This window comes from Bacillus mycoides, from assembly GCF_018742245.1.
GTDB lineage: Bacteria > Bacillota > Bacilli > Bacillales > Bacillaceae_G > Bacillus_A > Bacillus_A cereus_U.
In genome coordinates this window covers 2,039,300-2,060,224 of record NZ_CP036132.1, presented here as the reverse complement: position 1 = coordinate 2,060,224, position 20,925 = coordinate 2,039,300, and the positions used below count along the sequence as shown (strand labels likewise).

Sequence of the window (20,925 nt, the reverse complement as noted above, 5' to 3'; positions counted from 1 at the left end):
TTTGCCTCCTTTTTCATACTAAATAATTGATTGAAAAATGAATAGTTTTGTCAGTAGTGATGTTGTATATTTTTACATTACCGCCAGTTTCTACGTTAAATTCACATATAGAATAAGGTGGACCAGCAATAATAACAACATCTGTTATTTGTTGAGCAGGTCGCAATCCAGTTGGAACATTGAATACAACTTGCCCTTCTTTTATATTCTTTAAAGAGCCTATAACGGAAACTTGGTCGCCACTTCGTTTCGCTCTAGTAACTTGTCTTCCTTCAACGTTTGAAGCGTTAGTGATTGACATCTGAGTCCAATATGTATCGGTAGATCGTTTAAATCCTTGTACAGTAAAATCCCACCCTACAAAATCCTCTCTTGTGACATGATTTGTCCACCCTGTCCACCCGTTATTTCCGTTTAGATAATTTGTATAAAATCCACCTACACTATCTTTAGCGATTACAAAGCCAATATTATTCTGATTAAAATAAGAAATTCCCCTCCAAGGTTTGCTCGATGGAATTGTATTTTGCACACCTGTAGCACAATAAATTGTATTCATCCCAGCACCTTTTGCAGCTATTTCGTCGAGAATGTTCTTTGTGATATCACTAACAGAAATAGTTTGCCCACCTGATTCTGTTGTGATCTTTGGTACTTGAACACCTTTCGCATTAATTAATGTTGTTAACTCTACAAATTTGTTGTTTGTATCTATAATTCTCTTATTTGTATCATCAATTTCTTTTCGATATCCTGCCACTTGTTCTATAGCTTTTTCAAAATCAGAAATATAGTTTTCTATTTTCATATTTCCTTCTTTTACATCTCGCTTAAGCACAATTCGGATATCAGGGGTACTCGTTCGTTCAGCGTTTTTTTCCATAACAAAATAAGCAGTCCAATCGGCCGAAGTTGAAACTGCTTGAGATGTAAAAGTATATGAAAACACACCATTTTTCGCATCAATTATTTGAGCATCATCACGAATGAATGCCCCTGTATGATTTGTCGCTTCATATTTGACTGCATATCCAGTTAAATCAACACTATTCCCCAGTTCTCTTACATTTACAGTAATTTTCAATCCATTTTTATCATTTTGACGGGAACGAATTGTCTTTGTAAACACAGGATCTGCTAAGTCTATAATAATTTCCTCATTTCGCATAATTACACCCCTTTCTGACAATTCCTTTTCGTATGTCTAGACGGTCTTCTATGACGTTTTACTCTGTTCCTATGTTTTATATTCCCTTTAGGTTTTATAGGCTCTAATTCTTTCAACCTAGCATCAGTTCTTGTCACATGTTCTTGAAAAGCTTTTGTTAATTGTGAAAGCATTCCTTATAAGCCTACACCTGTTTCTTCGGATTCGTTTGGAATCACAATACCATAATGACAAACAATTAACTGTTTTAGATGTATGGGAAAAGTTAAAGCCTCTTCGTAAAGCTGAGTTAAAAATTACATCTTTTGAAAAAGACATGAGCTTAGTTAGGCTCTATATCCTTCCCCCATTTAGTTATAAAAAAATTAAAAGTATTAAGCCCGTAATGATTCAAAGCTACTATGCTGAACTTAAGGAAAAAGGACTATCAAATGGTACAATCAGCAATATCCATCGCTGCCTAAGGTGCATTTTCAAACACGCTGTAGAATGGGAAATCATACATGATAATATAATGAATAAGGTTAAAAAACCACGTGAAGAGCAAGGTGAGATGAAAACATGGTCCAGTGAGGAATGTAATCGATTCCTTCATTATTTAAAAGAAAAAATAAAAAGTACTATATGTTCTTTTTACTCGCAATCTATACTGGTATGAGACGTGGAGAGTTACTTGCACTAACATGGAAGGATATTGACTTTGATAATAAACGTATCCTAGTTAATAAATCACTTGTAAAAACTGAAGAAGGACTATTTAAAGCTGCTACTAAAACTAAATCTTCTAATAGAAGTATTAGTATCTCTTCCTTTGTTGTAATAGAGTTACAAGCATACTACCTTTATAAAAAGAAAGAGTTTTTCCGCTGGGGTATCTCCTTGAATGAGGAGGCCTATATTTTCGCTGGCAATACGATTCATTGTCCCTTACATATAGATGCTCCTCATCGTTTTTTGAAAGACCATTATAAAAAAGCTGGTGTTCCACGAATTCGTATTCACGACTTAAGGCACACACATGCAACACTTATGCTCCAAGCTGGTGAGCATCCTAAAATTGTACAGGATCGCTTAGGACACTCTTCTATTCAAATGACATTAGACAAGTATAGCCATATCACACAAAACATGCAGCAACAGGCCGCAGAAAATTTTGAGAATGTAATAAAATCTTATGAAAACATCAAATAAAAGCCGAAAAATTCTAATGTGAGCAAAATGTGAGCATCGAGTTAAATCACCACTTACAAACCTTGATATAATAAGGTTTCTCATGCTATATCGTTGAATCTTGGGAGAAGAATGAGCAGTTTTAGAATTGTTGATTTTAAAAAACATAAAAACCTCAAAAATGCCAAATCCCTTATGTCACAAAGGATTTGGCATTTTTAAGGTTCTAGAAAAACCCGCTAAATATAAGAGGAAATTAAAAGTCATGAATCCGGTACAATACTGTGTCCACGCCCAAGGAACTGCCAAATGAAATAACGTGTCTAACTTTTTGGAGTCTATTGGCCTTTTCAAATCCCCTTATATTATTGTTCGCTATTACGATCTTTTCCTTCTAGGACCTACAATTAATTTGATTGCTGTTCTTTCTTGATTATCGATAGTAACCTCTTGAAACGCTGGAACAAGAACCAAATCAATTCCACTTGGAGCGACAAAACCTCTTGCAATCGCAATTGCTTTAATCGCTTGATTTAAAGAACCCGCTCCAATTACTTGAATTTCTACCTTGCCACTTGCTCTTAGTACACCGGCTATTGCACCTGCCACTGAATTTGGACTTGATTTTGAGGATACCTTTAATATATTTTCCATGTACGTTGCTCCCTCTATTATTTAATCTCTCTTTTCTTACGGTTTGCAATATAACTAACGTATCTTTAACTACTATTCATACCAAAAGCAAACAATTCTGTATAATTACATTCATTCGATATCTTTTGTCTTCTTCCTGCTCAATTGCATAAATAAAAAGCGATGACTAAGCTGGAAACTTAATCATCGCTTTATCCATTTCTCTGTTTCACTAAGATGCTTTCCTTTAAATACTTCTCTTGTTTACTTTGGCGATATACTATCTTAAAGTTTAAATACTTCAACATTTTAAAACCTCGGATAGAGTTATCTGCTAAATTTTCAGCCTTTTTCGTCTTCAAAAGTCATTACATATAATATTCTAGTTCTATTCTTTTGAAAACTGTATCTCCTCATTAGAGCACTTTATATTATGCCAGCTTTTTATCCCAAATCTATCACCTTATATATGGACAAGTATACACGCCAATTACTTTTCAATTACATAAACTACTATATATTATACATTTATTAATAATAGGAGGTACTATATTGGGTTCATACTATCATTCTTCAAGCTCATATAAAAAATGTTCATGCCACTCTTCTTCTAGTTCATATAAAAAGTGTTCGTGCCATCAATCTTCTAGCTCGTATAAAAAATGTTCATGCGACCATTCACATAAACCATCCTGCTCAGCTTACGGAACTTTTTGGCAAACTGAGTTTATAACTGTCCCTTTTGGCGATTCTTTTCCATTTAATCACGTTGGCCCTTTGGCGGGAGGAGTTTCTTTACTAAATCCTACTACTATACAATTTAGTCAAGCAGGTGATTATCGAATCTCATTCATTTCAAGCATTAACACTACTTTAAATCCTGTATTTCCCCATATTCCAGTCATAACTATATTTTTAAATAACAATCCACTTGCTAATAGTCAAGGTGATTTCGCTTTTCAAATGAATACTTCATCAAATAACGAATGCCTTCAACTAGTTGGCGAAACTATTGTTACGGTTCCAGCTAATTCAACACTTCAACTTAGAAATAATAGTGGTTTCAATCATCAAAGTATTATAACTTGTGATAATGGTATAAATTCAGTTGAATTAACAGTTACAAAACTAAGTTAATACTATTCCCTCACATTCAGATGCTAATTCCGCATCTTTTTTTATTGCATAACGTTTTTTTGATTCCTATCGTCCTCTTATAAAACATAAACTCCCATTTCACTTTTCTATTCATCTAATAAACATGAAAAGTGCCGAAATCCTTCTACCACAAGAATTCGGCACTTTTTTTATTAAAACAGATTCCTTCTTTCCTACTTCTCTACATAAACCGATTTAACTATCGTACGATTATAAGGTTGTCCTTCCTTATTCATCCCTTTCATATCAATTGTAACGTTATATACACCTGGCTGTTCTATATTTTTCAAAGCACCTGTGAATGTAGTTGTATTAATATTTTGCGATTCATTTGATTCAGAAACTAATTTTCCATCTTTATTAATTACTCTTACTGTTACTGAAAGATTGCCTTTCATTTCTGGAGCTGCAGGTGATTTTTTGAGTTTATACTCTGCTTTATTTACTTTAACTTTTGCTGGCATTTGAAGGACGAACGGAGCATCTTTTTTGTAATCGGTTACGATTAAATATGCATCTTTTGGCTGCTTTGCCATCATTTTAACTTGCCATTCTCCTGCTTCCATTTTATCAAATTTAAATGTTCTTATAGTCGCTCCTTTAAAGAGAGATTCACCTTCACCAGTAGATACAGCACTATCTTTATTTGTATAAACTTTTCCTTTTGGAGATATTAGTTGTATTTCTACATCCGAAGAAGCTGTTAAAACAGAAACTACCCCTTCTGCTTTTTTATCAACTGCGACAATTTTCCCTACCCACTGATTTTGTGACAACTCTCCTCCTAAAATAGCTTGATTAGAAGTTGTGTTTAATTGTTCTACCTTTTCCTCTGAACTATTACTCGGGGCTAATAAAGCCGGTACTGGTAAATTTGCTGTCCGTAAATATGGCTCAATTCGTGCGAAAACAGCTGAACCTTTTCGTATATTATCATGATCAAATCGTGCATCCGTAAATAAATGTGTTCCATATGGTAACTTAGCACTCCATTCGTTCACTAATCCATCATTAGAACCGTATGATGACAAGTACAATCCGCCCATAGATAATGCTGAAAAAACAGGTCCCCAGCTTGTCCCAGTAGCCGTATAGTAACGGTTTAATTTAGCTGCAGGATTATTATCTATTGTAGAACGAAACTTTGCCATTTCACCTATTTGCAATGAATATGTTCCATCATCTTTTTGACCTAATATAGAGGCGAGCCATCCTGCCCACCAACTATATGATAAGTCCGCTAAATTTGATCCGTAATGCGGAGTGGCAAGTGTAATAACATTTCCAACAAATCGATTCGCTCCATATCCAACTAACGCAGCTTGTGTATCGATACCACCTTTACTATGAGCTACAACATTTACTTTTTTACCAAAATGATTATAAATTTCTTCAAGCTTTTGTGCTAACAATTTTCCATTGTCCCATTGGCTAGCTGATCCTTTCCCCGCAGCATCGTATAATTGAATAAATACAGTTTGATAGCCTGCTTTCAAGGCGTAGTCGTACATATCATTCATATCATGATATACTGTCTTTCCATACCAACTATCCGCATTACCATTTCTTCCTTGCACAAAGAGAATTGGTGGTTTATTCTCATCATAATTAGCAGGTTTCTGACCTAAAAACCATTCTCCAGGAGTAAATACTTCTTTGTCTGGAAAACCAGTCTTAAGCTCTGTTACAACCTCCGCGTGTACATTTGTACTAAAAACCAGCGGACTCATAAAACAAAGTACAATAAATAATGCGATACTCCTTTTCATAATTCCCATTAACATCCCCCTTTTCCGCCAGAAAGAAAACGCTACCATTCCGTTGGACACCAATTGTTTTAAATTCCATTTAATCAATTACTTTTACGATACAATATAATAAGTAATTAATAGCGCATTCCTTTCTTATCAAACGTTATTCTCTCAACATTCATTCATTCCTTTTTACAATAAGCGTTTTGAATATTTCTCAATAAAGCTTTCTCTTCACAAAAAAACTGCGTATAAAAGGTCTCTTTAATAACCTTTTATACGCAGCTTCTTTGTTTAAAATCCGATGATATACTCATCATCATATTTATCGTATTGCAAACCAGCTCCTATTCTCAATTCTGTAACTTGATCTCTAAGGAATGGTGCATCTTCTATTTTACTAGTTGCAATTTCGATTCCATATTTTTTTGTTAAATGCGCTAACTCTATTAAAAACCATTCTCTTCGCAACGCGATTGGAATTTCATACGTTCGTCTTTTCATATATACTAGCACCTCTTCTATTTTCATTAATAAAAAGAGTACCACTTCTACTTTCGATACACTTTTTAAAACTATCGTTCATCATCAAAGGCCAATGAAACATTATAGTATATGCATGTCCATTTTAAACGTGCTATGGCAAAAATAATATTAAAAAACTGAAAAAACCTCATTTAGTTTACATAAAAAAATTATGTAATAGTAAAAGGGTAAGGCTTGTCCCTCATCCTTTTACTATAGAAATCTAAATTAAGAACACCTTGGTACACCTAAAGCTAAAAATAAACCCGCTACTCCTGCTGTAATTGGCACCTTCAACGTAATAACATCATCTACTTTTGTTACTAAAAAGTAAGCATTCCCTTCTTGTAACACGCAATTCACTAATAATTGAAATTCCATTCAAATCTCCTCCTTTCAAATGAGATACTATAATCTATGAAAATCTTTTCAAAATGTAATAGGAATTAAATCTATTTTTCCTTATATATAAAACAAATGTTTATTTATCTATTAAAAATAATATAAATCTTTTTATTTTATTAAAAACCCTGTAATTTCCAATGAATTCTTATATAATCAATAAAGAAAATCTTACAAATGGAGGTATGAAAATGACTATTTTGAGTAATATTGGTGTAGCTTTATTTTTGATTGCTATCATTCTTTTAATCTTATGTATCATTTCATTCTTTAAGAAAAATGGAAAAGCAAAACAATATGGTCGTCCAACTGTTATTCTTTTTATGATTTCAATTATGTTAATAATGACCGGCACAACAAAATCTGAACACCCAGTCGTCGAATTTTTTTCTACTTTAAGTTTCATTCTATTTATATTTTTCCTTGTTCTTGCAATATTATCTGTTATTAAGAAAACAGGTGTAGCAAAAAAACAATTTATAATTACAGCTGTTTTATTTGTCATCTTTGTTGCGCTATCAGGTATTTCAAGTCCTTCTTCTGAAAAAACGAAAGCAACTAATAAACAAGTCGCTTCTAATAGTGAAGAGAAAAAAGATGACGCAAAGAAAAAGGAATTAGAAAATAAAGAAGCGGACGAAAAAACTCGTAAGCAAGAAGATGAGAAACGTCAAGCTGAGGAACTAGCTCGTAAGCAAGAGGATGAGAAACGTCAAGCTGAGGAACTAGCTCGTAAGCAAGAAGATGAGAAACGTCAAGCTGAAGAACTAGCTCGTAAACAACAAGAAGAGCAACAGCGTCAAGCTGAAGAACAGGCCCGTAAACAACAAGAAGAGCAACAACGTCAAGCTGAAGAACAGGCCCGCAAACAACAAGAAGAGCAACAACGTCAAGCTGCTGAGCAAGCTCGCAAACAACAAGAAGAGCAACAACGTCAAGCTGCTGAACAAGCTCGCAAACAAGAAGAACAACAACGTCAAGCTGCTGAACAAGCTCGCGTACAACAGGAACAACAAAAAGCACAGCAAACTCGAACACAACCGGCTGCTGGAAGCAATAGTAATACATATTTCAAAAATTGTACTGAAGTTAAAAATGCTGGGAAAGCCCCATTATATAGAGACCAACCAGGATATAGCTCTAAACTTGATCGTGATGGCGATGGAGTTGCGTGTGAAAGATAGTAATAAAAAAGAAGCTTCTACTAAGCTTCTTTTTTTATTATCGTAAAGTATTGCGACGAATTACGCTTCCTCTTACTTAAATAAAACTCCTTTTATTATTCTCAAAAATGACACATAATAAGTGATTTAAATCACCACATTGATTTTAATTTATCGCTATTCTTGATTTAGATATTACATTTAAACTTTATGGAGGTCTTCATATGGAACATACATTTACTGAAACTTCAATTATCGGTGAGATTGTAACACAATTTCCGAAAGCTAGTGATCTTTTTAAATCATATAGAATAGATTTTTGTTGTGGTGGAAATAGACCACTTATTGATGCAATTAATGAAAGAAATTTATCAGCATCAGAGGTAATCACAGAGTTAAATACGCTTTATCATAAAACGAAACTATTAAACGAATCTGAAATTGATTGGAAAAATGCTTCTTATCAAGAATTGATTGATTATGTTATAAATAAGCATCATCGCTATTTAAATGAAGAATTGCCACAGTTAAGCCCATATGTGACGAAAGTATTACGCGTTCATGGGGCTAGTCAGCCTCATTTAGCTCAAATTCATAAGCTATTTCATGAACTTAAAATTGAATTAGAACAGCATTTAATTAAAGAAGAAACCGAAGATTTCCCATTAATTTTAGAATTCGAGCAAAATCCAACTGATGAAAACTATGCAAAGTTACGTAAAGTAGTAGATGAGTTGGAGAATGAACATAGCCACGCTGGCAATATTATTAAAGAACTTCGTAAGGTGACAAATGACTTTACTCCGCCAGAAGGAGCTTGCGGCACTTATCGCCTTGTTTACCAGCGCCTTGAAGCTCTTGAATCTGACTTGTTTGAACATATTCATTTAGAAAATAACATTTTATTTCCACGTGCCATTACGAAAGCATAAATAAAGTGCAGGACATGAGTATAAATATTCCAACTACAAGAACCAGTACAGTTCACACCGTGTGTAGAACGAATTACTTTATCATGTTGCCTACGCTTTCTGTACACATTTTCCCATTCGCGATCTTCATATGTTTCTTGTGTATGATTATCGTTATAACGATCTATTGGTGAAAAATATTTTAACGCATTATCCGAAAGAAGTCTCCTTCCTCAAGCGTGTGAAAGACGATAGTCTAGCGGTAGGTGGGAGATGAATTTCGGTTTGGCGTAGCCAAAAATTTGATTTTTCTATTTATTTCGCCTCTGATATAATCAGTCTTATAAGAGGTACAGTTTGGTATAACAATGAAAGTAGATAATAATCATGTAGTGTTCAGGTTGTGTAATCACCGTCATAGCTTATGGGAAATGAAGCGAAAAGTGAGGTGAATTGATATGACAAAGCATAATAAGGCGTACAAATTTCGGCTGTATCCAACAGAAGAACAAGCACATCTCATACGTAAAACGTTCGGATGTGTACGCTTTGTGTATAATAAAATGCTGGCTGAGCGGAAAGAACTATACGAAACATACAAAGAGAACAAGGAAGAACTAAAGAAACAAAAGTTCCCTACGCCTGCGAAATACAAAGCAGAGTATGAATGGTTGAAAGAAGTCGATTCATTAGCATTAGCCAACGCTCAATTAAACTTGCAAACTGCGTATAAGAATTTTTTTAGTGGTCAAAGTGAGTTTCCTACATTCAAAAGTAGAAAAAGTAGAAAATCTTATACAACGAATCGAGTAAACGGAAATATTATGTTATTTCATGGTTATATCAAATTACCGAAATTGAAAATGGTGAAATTGAAGCAACATAGAGAGATACCACAAAACCATACCATCAAATCGTGCACGATTTCGATGACACCAACTGGTCAGTATTACGTGTCTATTTTGACCGAATATGAAAAAGAAATCGCTCAAAAAGAAGTAGAACGTGTAGTTGGATTAGACTTCGCAATGGCTGAATTGTACGTGAGTAGCGAAGATGAGAAAGCCAATTATCCTCGCTTTTATCGTCAGATGTTAGACAAATTAGCAAAGGCACAACGAGTATTAGCAAGACGTGTGAAAGATTCAGCGCGCTGGAATCAACAACGCATTCGTGTAGCGAAGTTGCATGAAAAGGTCGCAAATCAACGTAAAAATTTCCTTCATCATAAGTCTAAAGAATTGGCTACTCATTTTGACGTTGTAGCAATCGAAGACTTACATATGAAAGGAATGTCACAAGCGCTTCGCTTTGGTAAAAGTGTAGCGGACAACGGTTGGCGGATGTTCACGACATTTTTAGCATACAAGCTACAAGAACAAGGTAAACAGCTTGTAAAAATAGATAAATGGTTTCCTTCTACAAAGATGTGTAGTCGTTGTGGAAATAAAAAAGAAATGCCATTATGTGAACGCACGTATGCGTGTTCGTGTGGACTCACAATAAGTCGTGACTATAACGCAGCTATCAATATTAAAAAGGAAGCCATGCGGTTATTAGCATTGATATAAATCGTAAGAAATAACCTTTGGAACAAGGGAGTTAGTTCGGCTGTCCTAGGACAAATTCGTTAGCTATCAAAAGTAACGATGAACCGAGAAGCCCCCCACTTCAAGTAAGCTCGTAAGAGATACTAAGTGGGGGGTAGTTCACACGTCTCATTAGTGCTGAAGGTTTCTTCTTCATAGTGTTCACTCCTTTAATACGTCTCTCTTACATACCCTTACTATAAGAGAGGTTGTAAAATACAGATGTGACATTTCGCACAGTTCAAGAGATTGTCAAAAATTCATAAAAAAATAAGTTTGAGAGAAAGTATTCGTAAATAAAGGTTTCTTTGCTCCGTTGTGAAGTTTTAAGGTCAACAGTGATTATTAGGAGAATAGTATTTTGAGGTATCGACTATTTTGCAAAAGAAAAAACGTAGGAGACATTCCTACGTTTTTCTTTATAAATATCTTAAAAAAGTTTTGATATTATTTCAAAAATGCTATAAGGAAACGATTATAAATTGTATGTAAGGAATTTATTTTTTCAGCGATACTATTTTATATTAAGACATATTTTACATTAAACTAGAAATCATTATTTACTATATTGCCCTTGGTTACGGAAACAATTATACTAGATATAATCCGAATTAATAATCTGAATATTCTCAGAATTAAGAGTAGGCTTTCCTTTGAGGGCATAGAAATTGTAAAGTATCTCACCATGATTTTTTAACATGTAAGTTTCTTCCTATTTATACAAGTTCTCAATATGAACTTATATAATACCATTACGAATTACCTCTTAGATTACTATCATACTGCAATAAAATGAAGGAACTCCTTTTCTTTAACCTAAATTCTATTTTTCACTAAATGAATTAGAAAACGATAATAAAACTAGGAGGATTACGATGCCCCAGCTTGATTCATTACATCCCATTGTAGAAAAAATAATCACCAATATTGAAAAATTAATGGTCGGAAAACGAAAAGAAACGATTTTAGCCTTGACAGCTCTCTTAGCTGAAGGTCATGTACTATTAGAAGATGTTCCCGGTGTCGGGAAAACAATGCTAGTACGTGCTCTTTCTAAATCAATTGATGCCGATTACAAGCGCATTCAATTCACACCTGATTTACTGCCGTCAGATGTAACAGGTGTTTCTATTTACAATCCAAAAGAGCTCCAATTTGAGTTTAAGCCTGGACCGATTATGGGGAATTTTGTACTTGCTGATGAAATTAATCGTACATCTCCAAAGACGCAATCTGCCTTACTTGAAAGTATGGAAGAAGGCACTATCACAATAGATGGCATTACAAGACCGTTACCAAAACCGTTCTTTGTAATGGCTACACAAAATCCGGTCGAATATGAGGGAACATACCCTTTACCAGAAGCTCAGCTCGATCGTTTCTTGTTGAAGCTAAGAATGGGATATCCTACACCAGAAGAAGAATTTGAAATTTTAAACCGTATGGAAAAAACAAATCCACTCTCCCATTTACAAGCTATTACTACAATAAAAGAATTACTTTATTTACAACAAAGCGTACGGGAAGTAAGCATGGACAAAGCAATCAAACATTACATTGTAAAGCTTGTTACTCAGACTCGTACTTATAGTTCTATACAGCTAGGTGCAAGTCCACGCGGCTCAATTGCTTTAATGAAAGCTTCACAGGCTTATGCATTCATCCATGGTAGAAATTATATTATTCCAGACGATGTTAAATTTTTAGCTCCTTACGTTTTAGCTCACAGACTCATTCTAAAAATGGAAGCAAGATTTGAAGGAATAACAGGGGAACAAGTTATCGCCAAAATCGTTGCACGAACTACCGTGCCAACTCAAAGGACGATGAACCTTTGATGAAACGACTACTACGAGCACTATATCACGTTATAAAGTTATTGCTAATCCCTTTATGCCTAGTCTTAACATTTGTGTACGCTATGCTTCAAGGAGGATTTGTAAGTTGGTTTTTGTTTTACAGTACGATTCCTATTGGTCTTTATTCACTACTACTCCCCTTCTACGCTTTACGGGATGCTGAAGTAAAACGAATAACAAACCAAAACGAATATGTAGCAGGAGAACAATTTTTAAGCACTATTACAATAAAAAGAAAATTTCCTTTTCCCTTACTTTATTTAGTTATAGAAGATGAACTGCCATCACAATTTACAAGTTGTATACAAACAAAGATGAATAAGGTAATACTCTTTCCAGGATTAAAACGAAATATTTCGTTTCAATATGTGATTGACACACTCCCTAGAGGAGAGCACACTTTTTCAAGCGTACGTGTCAAAACTGGCGATCTATTCGGTATGATGGAGAAAGAAGTAACTTTTTCAGTTCCAGATACATTTTTAATCTATCCCCAGTACGTAGATATAACGTATCGACAATTGGAAAATCATTTCGAACAAGGAGCGCTTTCAGCAAATATAAATTTAGCAAAAGACTCTACAGTCTCTGTCGGTGTCAGAGACTATAAACCTGGTGATCGCTTTTCATGGATTGATTGGAAAGCAACTGCTCGAACAAACAATATTATGACGAAAGAGTTTGAACAACAGCGCAGCCATAATATCATGATATTCATGGACAGAACTGAGTCCCCTCTATTCGAATCAGTCGTAACGTTTACTGCCTCTATTGTTAGGGCTGTCTTGAAGCAAAATTCACCAGCGTCATTCGTGTCTGTCGGAAAAGAACAAACTATTTTCCCTTTAGACAATGGAGGTACTCAGTTGCAACAAATCTTTTGTCATTTAGCGAAAGTACAAGCAGACAGTGTATTCCCGCTCTCTCAAAGTGTAGAAATGGAATTAAGAAAAATTTATGAGCCCGTAACGATTATACTCGTGACAAGCGATCTTTCTCCCGATATTCAAAAGGCGGCTGACTGTGCTGCTATAAAAAATAGAAAATTAATGGTGTTTGTCGTGAAAGAAAAAGCAAATCAACTCTCACAGCGAGAACTCAGTATACTAGAAACTCTACAAAAACGAAAAATATTTGTAAACGCGGTTTATGAAAACCGGTATACAAACGTGTTTTTTGAGGTGAGCAAATGATAACATTACAAACAAAATACCAATGGGATATGAGCAGATTCTTCCTGCATGTATGTGCATTTTTACTTTTACTAGAATGGCTAAGACCCCTTATAGGTATTACAAACGTAGGTAGATTAGATATTTTTGTAATATTTATAGGAATTTGCTTCACTCTTTCTTTTTTTCAAACAAGGTGGCAGGTTCCAATAAAGATCGTCACGATTTTATTCATCATTCATTTCCTGTATTATAAAAATGCTTTTATAAATCCATCTTGGCTAACGAAATTTTTTACTGATATGTCTCGAAATTCCTCCCTGTTTTTCCAGGGGAATTTGCTAGATATTTCTCCAGTTTTTCCAACACTTTTATTTTTTTTATCATTTTGGTTTTTGAGTGCTTTCATCTCTTTTTGGATGATTCATAAAAAACGTGGATTGTTATTTCTTGTATTGACTATTATTTATATCACAACTTTTCATAACTTACATTTATACAATGCAAACTACGCTATTATTCGTACTGTTGTCATCGGCTTTTTTATGCTTAGTCTTCTTCACATAGAACGAATAAAAGAGATGGAACACTTACAAAATTATGCTAGAGTAATCTCAAAATTACTTAGACCTCTTACAATATTTATTGTATTGTCAGCAATCATCGCATACTTTGCTCCAAAATTTGGTCCTCAATGGCCAAACCCAATGCATTTTTTAAAATTCAATACATCCGAAGCCAGTAAAGAACAAGAAGTTTCTAAAATTGGGTATGGTTTAGATGACTCCCGATTAGGCGGTCCTTTTAAGGCGGATCCTACAATTGTTTTCACAGCACAAACACAAAACAAACAATATTGGAGAGTAGAAACAAAAGATTTTTATACAGGAAAAGGCTGGGAAGTTTCTGAAAATCAAAAAAAGGTTTCTTTTAAAAATAAAAACGACGTCGTGAGCTGGTACGAACAAAATACAAAGACGGAGGCAACGGAGGCAACAATCACCATGCAAAAAAGTTATCCTCACCTTACCTATCCAGCAGGATTAGTATCAGTTGAGGCTTCTTCTGATGTATCATACAGCGTTGACCCATTTTCAGAAAAAATCTATACGATGCACGGAGACTCTTCTACTACTTTAAATTCATATAAAGTAACATATGAGCTCCCGGAGTTTTCCATAGAAAACTTGAAAGCTGTAAAAACGAATGAAGGTCATGAAACAAGTTCTTATTTCATGACAAAGTACACACAACTTCCCGAATCATTACCGCAGCGAGTAAAAGACTTGGCTATCAATCTTACAAATGATAAAGACAATCGATATGATAAAGTATTAGCTATTGAAAATTACTTCACCGACAATTCTTTTGTATACGAAACAATGAATGTCTTATTTCCTGCCAAAAACCAAGATTATGTAGATCAATTCCTTTTCGATACAAAAAGCGGCTACTGTAATAATTTTTCGACGTCTATGATCGTGTTACTTCGTTCTGCCGGGATTCCTGCTCGCTGGGTAAAAGGCTATACAGAAGGAACTCTTGAGAATACACTTGCTAATGCAGAAGGTGAGAATGTTTATAAAATCGCGAATAATAACGCACACTCTTGGGTCGAAGTATATTTTCCAGAATACGGATGGATTCCATTCGAACCAACAAAAGGATTTACCAATCCCTATAATTTTACAAATAATACTCCTGCTTCTACTTCACAAAATAGTGAAGAAAATAATTCTAAAAACGAGCAAATACACCAACGAAACAATGAAGCAAGGCTCAAAAGTTTAATAGAAAATACAGAAGAAGCTCCTACTAAAAAGATCACAAATTCTAAAAATGGATTTTCTTGGTGGTACGTATTCCTCTCTACGATACCGATTAGTATTATAGGATACATTCTCTTCACCACTAGAATGAAATGGATTACATTTTTTATTATTCTTTTCTATAAATATCGAAAAGATGATGCTGTTTATAGAAAAGCTTACGGTGCACTTTTAAAACAATTTGCGAGAATCGGCATACCACGGGGTGAAAGTCAAACATTCCGAGAATACGCTCTCCGCATCGATACACTTTACAACTCGGCCGATATGCAGCAACTTACTTTCAGTTATGAGAACGCTATGTATCAAAAGGGACAGGCCGCAGCCGAATGGAAGAAATCCGTACACTTATGGGAAGTGCTTATGAAAAAAGCAGCTTCTCTGCCTAAATCAAATGACTTCGATCCAGTGATTTAATCTTGATAATGTGAGTTTAAAGAAAACACCTCAAAGAACTACTTTGTTCTTTGAGGTGTTATTTAATAAACATAATAAAAGATAGCTAACTCCTAATTATTCCCCAAGCACCTTCTCAATCTCAACCTCTAAATCCACCGGCTTCGTCTGCGGTGCAAAACGCCCTACTACTTTCCCGTCTTTTCCAATTAAAAACTTAGTAAAGTTCCATTTCACAGCTTTCATACCAAGTAAACCTGGTGCTTGTTCTGTCATGTATGTATAAAGGGGATGAGCCTTATCACCTTTCACATCAATCTTTGCAAACATCGGGAAGTTTACACCGTAGTTCAATTCACAAAAACTTGTAATATCCGTTTCTGTACCAGGTTCTTGTCCCCCGAATTGATTACAAGGGAAACCGAGTATCTCTAGTCCTTGTTCTTTATATTTATCATATACTTCTTGTAATCCTTTATACTGTGGTGTAAATCCACATTTACTAGCTACATTTACAATAAGAAGTGTTTTGCCTTCGTAATCTTTTAACGATTTTTCTTCTCCTGTTATTGTTTTAGCTGAAAAATCATAAACTGTCATTGTTCCTACCCCTCTCTTCACTATCATTCTATGTTTATACTATACTACATTAGTGAATATACGGCTCTTATTACAATACTTACACATTAAAATGATAGCGCTTTATTCTTGTTCAAAAATTCGACACAAACTACTAGACTTTAATGATGGAAAGTTTTACAATTGAATTGTGAACAAAATGTGACAGTTTGCATTATAAATTGTGACATTTTCAATTCCATTATAAAAGAAAAGGATGGTGTTGATTATGAAAACTGCACAACGTGAAATGATTTCAAATCGTGAGTTTTATTTCGTACTATATATGATGTTATTGTATGTTACTGGTTGGGTAATTGATGTAAATGGCTTATTCCTAAGTTCCTACTTTAATTTAGCAGGAGAGATTATTCTTCCGTTAGTTGGCGGTATTGTTGGACTGTTCGTTATGTTTATCAATAAAGAACAAACTAAATAACAACATTACATAAAGGCAGAAGACGAAATTTTCGTTTTCTGCCTTTTTCTTTTTTAGCGTATAATAAAAAACATGCAAATATATAAGGAGTGGTAAGTATGAAAAAAGTAGAACAACTATCTTCTCATCTATATCTTATTGATGATTATGACTTACAACATGATGAACGCACAGGTACATACGTTTTATTAGGTGACGATATTACTTTAATTGAAACTTGTGCAGCCCCTTCTCTTCCCTATATTTTAGACGGCTTACAGCAATTACATATTAATTTAAATGATGTAAAAAACATTATCGTTACACATGTTCATTTAGATCACGCAGGCGCAGCAGGGTTAATGATGGAAAAGTGCCCAAATGCTACTCTATTTGTCCATCCGCGCGGGGCTCGTCATATGATTGATCCAACAAAACTAATTCTTGGCGCAAAAGCTGTGTACAAAGAAGATTTTGATAAACTTTTTGATCCAATTCTTCCAATTGAAGAAGAACGTGTTCACATTGTACAAAATGGTGATACATTAAAAATTGCAGAAGACCGTACACTTACATTTTATGATACACCGGGACATGCGAAACACCATATTAGCATTCACGATTCAAAAACAAACGGCATTTTCACTGGTGATACGATTGGAATTTATTATAGGGAACTAGCTGATCTTGGTGTAGAATTATATCTACCATCAACGTCCCCTTCACAATTCCAGCCAGATGCGATGATTGCCTCTAAAAATCACATTCAAAGTATGAATGTAGATACTATTTATTTCGGTCATTACGGCGCATCTGCCAATGTTACAGAAGTATATAGCCAACTTGAACATTGGTTACCTATTTTCGTTAATACTGGAAATGAAGTTTTTCAAAAACATACTAATTTTGATGAGGCTACTAAGGCATTACAATCTTTACTAATGGAGAAAGTCTCTACTCATCTTACAAAGCTAAACATTCCATCAAATCATTCTGTTTATAATATTTTATATCTTGATTTAGAAATTAGCGCGATGGGAATTATTGATTACTTAACGAAGCAAACAAAATCCACAATTAACTAATAGAAAACGAAGATATATACAACGCCATTATCGTATATATCTTCGCTCCTTGAATATATTTTTTAATAAAGGATGGTGGAATGGAATGCAAAAAGTGATACTATACCTCTGCTTTACATTATTTATCATCTTATTATTAGTTGTAGGTGTTAAAATTCAATTTTATTTAGATACAGACGCGCAAGTGAACTTTAACGTTTATCCAAGGTTATTCTACTTTACACTCTTCCCTCTTTTAGTCGGCATTTTATTACGATTCCTACAATCCATTAATCACGAAACGAGTAAACAAAATTGGAACTTTCAGCTGGATAAATTTATCGCTATTACGTTGCCTACACTAATCATTTCCTTTTCTCCAGCTCTACTCTTTTCACCAGTTGGTGGATACCTACCTTATTTAACTAATATTATTCTTATAAATACAACTTTTGTTACTATTATTAGTTTAATAGCTGGTTACTCGTTTTTAGATTGTTTTATACAAAAAGACAATGCAAACATGAAAAAATATAATTAAACACTCTATTTTGTTGTATATTTCCTATTGATAGCAAAAGGAATAAGTGGTTAATATATTTACATTTCAATAAGAAAAGCTCAAAGCTAAAGCTATGAGCTTTTTATTTATCTCACCTTTTCATCTACATATTCCATAAACTGCTCCGCTTTAATAAATTTTTCTTTGTACGCCTCAGGTACTTCGTCTGCTGTTATTCCGCCACTCGATTTCGTTTTTACTAATACGGTTTGATATGCCATTAATGCTTCCATATATTGTTCATACTCTTCAGGAGTTAATACTTCTTTACTAGATTTATGGCCGTTTAATTTATCAAAATACGGCTGAAGCTCCATTTCTACCTTTTTCAATTCCACTTTTTTAGCTGGCGATAATTGATCATAATCAATATTACCATTCGAATCCCCGTACTCAAGCTTTGCATTCGTTAATTTCTTTAGTTCTTTTGTAAACTCTTCATATTCTTTTGCACCCATTTCATCTTTCGCTTGAGATAACTTTGCATTAAAACGCATGTATCCTTCTAATGTTATAGCTCCGGCATGCTTCTTTAAATTTTCAAACGACCCGTATATACCATCTGCCATAATAGATTGATAAGCAAAACCAGTTGTCGGAATTAAAAATGCGGCTGCAAGCACTCCTGCGATAAGGCGCTTCTTCCTTTTACTTCCACCGCGCTTCATTTTAATTTGAACGATTACTTTTTCTTTTAACTCTGGCGGGGCTATAATCCCTTTCGCTTCTTCTTGTATTGATTCCCTAACTCTACAATCTAAACTCATTTCACATTCCCTACCTCTCCTAAAAAGATTTCTTCTACTTGCTCTTTTTGACGTAGTTTCTTTAGTGCTGCATGAATTCTGGACTTCACGGTACCGATTGGAGTATGTAATATATGTGCTACTTCTTCTTGTGAGTAATCATGTAAGTATCTTAAGATAATAACTTGTTTCAATTTATATGGTAATTTATGAATGAGTTCAATTAATTTTTGGTTTGATATTTTACTTACAACATCGCTAGAAAAATCAATTTGTACTGGTTTTCTTTGCTCTTCTGCTTTTTTTACAATTCGCAGTCGCATCCACCTCTTTCTTCTATAAGAATGAATTTGTTTAATCGCAAGTCCAATTAACCATGGACGAAATGGCTTCTCACTATCATATTTACGAAGCGATTCATATAGCTGTATGTATATTTCCTGAACGACATCATCTATATCTGCTTTATCCTCTATTAAAAAATGTGCTGTCTTATATACTTCTTGAATCGTTTTATCATACAACTCACTATACGCTTCTTTATTTCCTGATAAAGTTAATTGGATTAGTTCTGTGTATACTGTTTCATCCTTCATATACCATCCCTCCTTTGTCCTACACTATATATTGGCAAGCAAACGATATTTCGTTCGATTTCTTTCAAAGATTTTTCAAATAAATTAATATAAGGATGCAATGGCTTCATAAGCTTCACTTATAACCCTGCATAACAATTATATAATTTTCCAATTCCTAATGAAGATTTAAAATAATATATATATTCAAATTTAGGAGGATGTATATGAAAGCTATCGTTGTAACTTCATTCGGTGGTCCTGAAGTGTTGAAATATACGGACATGGATATTCCTACAATTTCAGATAATCAAGTTTTAATTCGCGTTGTTGCTACTAGTGTTAATTTCGCCGATATTAAATCACGTTATGGCAAAAAAGGAAACAAAACCTTACCTTTTATTCCAGGGATAGATGCAGCTGGTATTGTAGAACACGTAGGTTCTCATGTGAAAAATATTTATCCTGGCCAGCGTGTCATTACTTTTCCTCAAAATGGCTCTTACGCTGATTATGTTGTCGCGAACGAAAATCTTACTTTTGTATTACCTGATGAAGTTGATTTCCGAACTGCAGCTGCCTGCCCTATCGTATCTTTTACAAGCTACAATTTACTTGCAAATGTTGCAAGACTTCAGCAAGGTGAATCTGTTCTAATTCATGCCGCTGCTGGAGGAATTGGTACTACTGCGATTCAACTCGCAAAATTATTAGGGGCTAAAAAAGTAATCGGGACTGTCGGAAGTGAAGCAAAAAGAAAAATTGCTTTAGATGCTGGCGCTGATTATGTTATTTGTCATCAAGATGAAGATTTTGTAGAGAGGGTAGATCAGCTTACAAACGGAGAAGGCGTTAATATTGTTTTAGATTCTATTTCTGGTACTGTGTCCGAAAGAAGTTTAGACTGCCTTGCTTATTACGGTCGTCTCGTCCATTTCGGCAATGCTAGCGGAGAAGTTGGTAGTTTTCAAACGAAAGATTTACACGCAAGTTGCCGTTCTATACTCGGCTTCAGCTTTGGCACTACACGAAAAAAACGTCCTGAATTGCTTCAAGAAACTGCGAATCAAGTTTTCCGTTATTTACGCGATGGAAGTTTACAAATTAAAACTACGAAATCTTTTCCTCTTCAAGATGCAGGGAAAGCACATGAATTGGTCGAAAGTAGACAAAGTACAGGGAAAGTAATACTACACGTTCAAACAGCTCCCTAAAA

The 20,925-nt window shown here is 34.4% G+C and carries 19 protein-coding genes and 3 pseudogenes; 12 read left to right on the top strand and 10 right to left on the bottom strand.

The window, feature by feature from the left end:
- Nucleotides 1-13 precede the first annotated feature (13 nt).
- Together EXW56_RS10490 and EXW56_RS27570 are read right to left on the bottom strand one after the other, a co-directional pair.
- Nucleotides 14-1,168 carry a BppU family phage baseplate upper protein gene (locus EXW56_RS10490; RefSeq protein ID WP_215597432.1) on the bottom strand — a complete coding sequence of 385 codons (1,155 nt, stop codon included), beginning with the start codon at nt 1,166-1,168 and terminating at the stop codon, nt 14-16.
- A gap of 2 nt (nt 1,169-1,170) precedes the next feature.
- Nucleotides 1,171-1,407 (bottom strand): annotated as a pseudogene (locus EXW56_RS27570) (tail fiber domain-containing protein); the annotation flags it as partial.
- Here EXW56_RS27570 and EXW56_RS10480 point away from each other — a divergent pair.
- Nucleotides 1,389-2,359, top strand: a pseudogene (locus EXW56_RS10480) (tyrosine-type recombinase/integrase); the annotation flags it as partial. The pseudogenes EXW56_RS27570 and EXW56_RS10480 sit on opposite strands and share 19 nt — an antisense overlap.
- 357 nt (nt 2,360-2,716) lie before the next feature.
- Here EXW56_RS10480 and EXW56_RS10475 read toward each other — a convergent pair.
- On the bottom strand, nt 2,717-2,992 hold the full coding sequence (locus EXW56_RS10475) for a stage V sporulation protein S (protein ID WP_002148380.1): 276 nt from the start codon (nt 2,990-2,992) through the stop codon (nt 2,717-2,719).
- 531 nt (nt 2,993-3,523) lie between these two features.
- Between EXW56_RS10475 and EXW56_RS10470 the strand changes: the two genes are divergently transcribed.
- Entirely contained in the window at nt 3,524-4,108 is a 585-nt protein-coding gene (locus tag EXW56_RS10470; protein ID WP_002200686.1) for a hypothetical protein, read from the top strand.
- Nucleotides 4,109-4,302: 194 nt separating this feature from the next.
- Here EXW56_RS10470 and EXW56_RS10465 read toward each other — a convergent pair whose 3' ends face one another.
- From EXW56_RS10465 to exsG, 3 genes are all read right to left on the bottom strand, one after another.
- Entirely contained in the window at nt 4,303-5,913 is a 1,611-nt protein-coding gene (locus EXW56_RS10465) for a lipase family alpha/beta hydrolase (RefSeq protein WP_420042233.1), read from the bottom strand.
- Nucleotides 5,914-6,174: 261 nt separating this feature from the next.
- Complete coding sequence (locus EXW56_RS10460; RefSeq protein WP_002158072.1) at nt 6,175-6,384, bottom strand: hypothetical protein; 210 nt, start codon at nt 6,382-6,384, stop codon at nt 6,175-6,177.
- A 249-nt stretch (nt 6,385-6,633) separates the two neighbouring features.
- The gene (exsG, locus tag EXW56_RS10455; RefSeq protein WP_000395676.1) at nt 6,634-6,786 is read right to left on the bottom strand and encodes an exosporium protein ExsG; all 153 of its coding nucleotides are present in this window, start codon (nt 6,784-6,786) and stop codon (nt 6,634-6,636) included.
- Nucleotides 6,787-6,998: 212 nt separating this feature from the next.
- On the opposite strand from exsG, the gene EXW56_RS10450 reads away from it, so the two are divergent.
- Both EXW56_RS10450 and ric read left to right on the top strand, forming a co-directional pair.
- Entirely contained in the window at nt 6,999-7,991 is a 993-nt protein-coding gene (locus EXW56_RS10450) for an excalibur calcium-binding domain-containing protein (protein ID WP_215597431.1), read from the top strand.
- Nucleotides 7,992-8,194: 203 nt separating this feature from the next.
- Nucleotides 8,195-8,902, top strand: a complete 708-nt coding sequence (gene ric / locus EXW56_RS10445) for an iron-sulfur cluster repair di-iron protein (RefSeq protein ID WP_215597430.1) — start codon at nt 8,195-8,197, stop codon at nt 8,900-8,902.
- Between the two features lie 20 nt (nt 8,903-8,922).
- Here ric and EXW56_RS27940 read toward each other — a convergent pair.
- Nucleotides 8,923-9,069 (bottom strand): annotated as a pseudogene (locus EXW56_RS27940) (hypothetical protein); the annotation flags it as partial.
- 270 nt (nt 9,070-9,339) lie between these two features.
- On the opposite strand from EXW56_RS27940, the gene EXW56_RS10435 reads away from it, so the two are divergent.
- The 4 genes from EXW56_RS10435 to EXW56_RS10420 all read left to right on the top strand — a co-directional run bounded on the left by EXW56_RS10435 (nt 9,340) and on the right by EXW56_RS10420 (nt 15,747).
- On the top strand, nt 9,340-10,452 hold the full coding sequence (locus tag EXW56_RS10435) for an RNA-guided endonuclease TnpB family protein (protein ID WP_215597429.1): 1,113 nt from the start codon (nt 9,340-9,342) through the stop codon (nt 10,450-10,452).
- A gap of 893 nt (nt 10,453-11,345) precedes the next feature.
- Complete coding sequence (locus tag EXW56_RS10430; protein ID WP_131231138.1) at nt 11,346-12,308, top strand: AAA family ATPase; 963 nt, start codon at nt 11,346-11,348, stop codon at nt 12,306-12,308.
- Nucleotides 12,308-13,522 (top strand): DUF58 domain-containing protein, encoded by a 1,215-nt coding sequence (locus EXW56_RS10425; protein ID WP_215597428.1) that lies wholly within the window; start codon nt 12,308-12,310, stop codon nt 13,520-13,522. The genes EXW56_RS10430 and EXW56_RS10425 overlap by 1 nt, the downstream gene beginning before the upstream one ends.
- A complete protein-coding gene (locus EXW56_RS10420) occupies nt 13,519-15,747 on the top strand; it encodes a transglutaminase TgpA family protein (RefSeq protein WP_215597427.1) in 2,229 nt (742 codons plus the stop codon). Before EXW56_RS10425 ends, EXW56_RS10420 begins: the two co-directional genes overlap by 4 nt.
- 96 nt (nt 15,748-15,843) lie before the next feature.
- On the opposite strand, the gene bsaA is transcribed toward EXW56_RS10420, so the two are convergent.
- On the bottom strand, nt 15,844-16,326 hold the full coding sequence (gene bsaA / locus EXW56_RS10415) for a glutathione peroxidase (RefSeq protein WP_070139204.1): 483 nt from the start codon (nt 16,324-16,326) through the stop codon (nt 15,844-15,846).
- 247 nt (nt 16,327-16,573) lie between these two features.
- Here bsaA and EXW56_RS10410 point away from each other — a divergent pair, with 247 nt between their 5' ends.
- From EXW56_RS10410 to EXW56_RS10400, 3 genes are all read left to right on the top strand, one after another.
- On the top strand, nt 16,574-16,783 hold the full coding sequence (locus tag EXW56_RS10410; protein WP_070128281.1) for a DUF3925 family protein: 210 nt from the start codon (nt 16,574-16,576) through the stop codon (nt 16,781-16,783).
- A gap of 98 nt (nt 16,784-16,881) precedes the next feature.
- Nucleotides 16,882-17,847, top strand: a complete 966-nt coding sequence (locus EXW56_RS10405) for an MBL fold metallo-hydrolase (RefSeq protein ID WP_002200696.1) — start codon at nt 16,882-16,884, stop codon at nt 17,845-17,847.
- Between the two features lie 85 nt (nt 17,848-17,932).
- A complete protein-coding gene (locus tag EXW56_RS10400; protein WP_002200697.1) occupies nt 17,933-18,367 on the top strand; it encodes a hypothetical protein in 435 nt (144 codons plus the stop codon).
- 107 nt (nt 18,368-18,474) lie between these two features.
- Here the strand turns inward: EXW56_RS10400 and EXW56_RS10395 are convergent, their stop codons facing one another.
- Together EXW56_RS10395 and EXW56_RS10390 are read right to left on the bottom strand one after the other, a co-directional pair.
- Nucleotides 18,475-19,155 (bottom strand): DUF3600 domain-containing protein, encoded by a 681-nt coding sequence (locus EXW56_RS10395; RefSeq protein WP_070139202.1) that lies wholly within the window; start codon nt 19,153-19,155, stop codon nt 18,475-18,477.
- Complete coding sequence (locus EXW56_RS10390; protein ID WP_002158094.1) at nt 19,152-19,730, bottom strand: sigma-70 family RNA polymerase sigma factor; 579 nt, start codon at nt 19,728-19,730, stop codon at nt 19,152-19,154. The genes EXW56_RS10395 and EXW56_RS10390 overlap by 4 nt, the downstream gene beginning before the upstream one ends.
- 206 nt (nt 19,731-19,936) lie before the next feature.
- Between EXW56_RS10390 and EXW56_RS10385 the strand changes: the two genes are divergently transcribed.
- Nucleotides 19,937-20,923, top strand: a complete 987-nt coding sequence (locus EXW56_RS10385) for a quinone oxidoreductase family protein (protein WP_215597426.1) — start codon at nt 19,937-19,939, stop codon at nt 20,921-20,923.
- Nucleotides 20,924-20,925: the final 2 nt, after the last annotated feature.

What these genes read in the sequence shown, in the direction of transcription:
- bsaA (WP_070139204.1), bottom strand. Translation starts at nt 16,326, where the DNA reads ATGACAGTTTATGATTTTTCAGCTAAAACAATAACAGGAGAAGAAAAA.
- EXW56_RS10410 (WP_070128281.1), top strand. Translation starts at nt 16,574, where the DNA reads ATGAAAACTGCACAACGTGAAATGATTTCAAATCGTGAGTTTTATTTC.
- EXW56_RS10465 (WP_420042233.1), bottom strand. Translation starts at nt 5,913, where the DNA reads ATGTTAATGGGAATTATGAAAAGGAGTATCGCATTATTTATTGTACTT.
- EXW56_RS10390 (WP_002158094.1), bottom strand. Translation starts at nt 19,730, where the DNA reads ATGAAGGATGAAACAGTATACACAGAACTAATCCAATTAACTTTATCA.
- EXW56_RS10420 (WP_215597427.1), top strand. Translation starts at nt 13,519, where the DNA reads ATGATAACATTACAAACAAAATACCAATGGGATATGAGCAGATTCTTC.
- EXW56_RS10385 (WP_215597426.1), top strand. Translation starts at nt 19,937, where the DNA reads ATGAAAGCTATCGTTGTAACTTCATTCGGTGGTCCTGAAGTGTTGAAA.
- ric (WP_215597430.1), top strand. Translation starts at nt 8,195, where the DNA reads ATGGAACATACATTTACTGAAACTTCAATTATCGGTGAGATTGTAACA.
- EXW56_RS10400 (WP_002200697.1), top strand. Translation starts at nt 17,933, where the DNA reads ATGCAAAAAGTGATACTATACCTCTGCTTTACATTATTTATCATCTTA.
- EXW56_RS10430 (WP_131231138.1), top strand. Translation starts at nt 11,346, where the DNA reads ATGCCCCAGCTTGATTCATTACATCCCATTGTAGAAAAAATAATCACC.
- EXW56_RS10435 (WP_215597429.1), top strand. Translation starts at nt 9,340, where the DNA reads ATGACAAAGCATAATAAGGCGTACAAATTTCGGCTGTATCCAACAGAA.
- exsG (WP_000395676.1), bottom strand. Translation starts at nt 6,786, where the DNA reads ATGGAATTTCAATTATTAGTGAATTGCGTGTTACAAGAAGGGAATGCT.
- EXW56_RS10405 (WP_002200696.1), top strand. Translation starts at nt 16,882, where the DNA reads ATGAAAAAAGTAGAACAACTATCTTCTCATCTATATCTTATTGATGAT.
- EXW56_RS10425 (WP_215597428.1), top strand. Translation starts at nt 12,308, where the DNA reads ATGAAACGACTACTACGAGCACTATATCACGTTATAAAGTTATTGCTA.
- EXW56_RS10475 (WP_002148380.1), bottom strand. Translation starts at nt 2,992, where the DNA reads ATGGAAAATATATTAAAGGTATCCTCAAAATCAAGTCCAAATTCAGTG.
- EXW56_RS10460 (WP_002158072.1), bottom strand. Translation starts at nt 6,384, where the DNA reads ATGAAAAGACGAACGTATGAAATTCCAATCGCGTTGCGAAGAGAATGG.
- EXW56_RS10450 (WP_215597431.1), top strand. Translation starts at nt 6,999, where the DNA reads ATGACTATTTTGAGTAATATTGGTGTAGCTTTATTTTTGATTGCTATC.
- EXW56_RS10490 (WP_215597432.1), bottom strand. Translation starts at nt 1,168, where the DNA reads ATGCGAAATGAGGAAATTATTATAGACTTAGCAGATCCTGTGTTTACA.
- EXW56_RS10395 (WP_070139202.1), bottom strand. Translation starts at nt 19,155, where the DNA reads ATGAGTTTAGATTGTAGAGTTAGGGAATCAATACAAGAAGAAGCGAAA.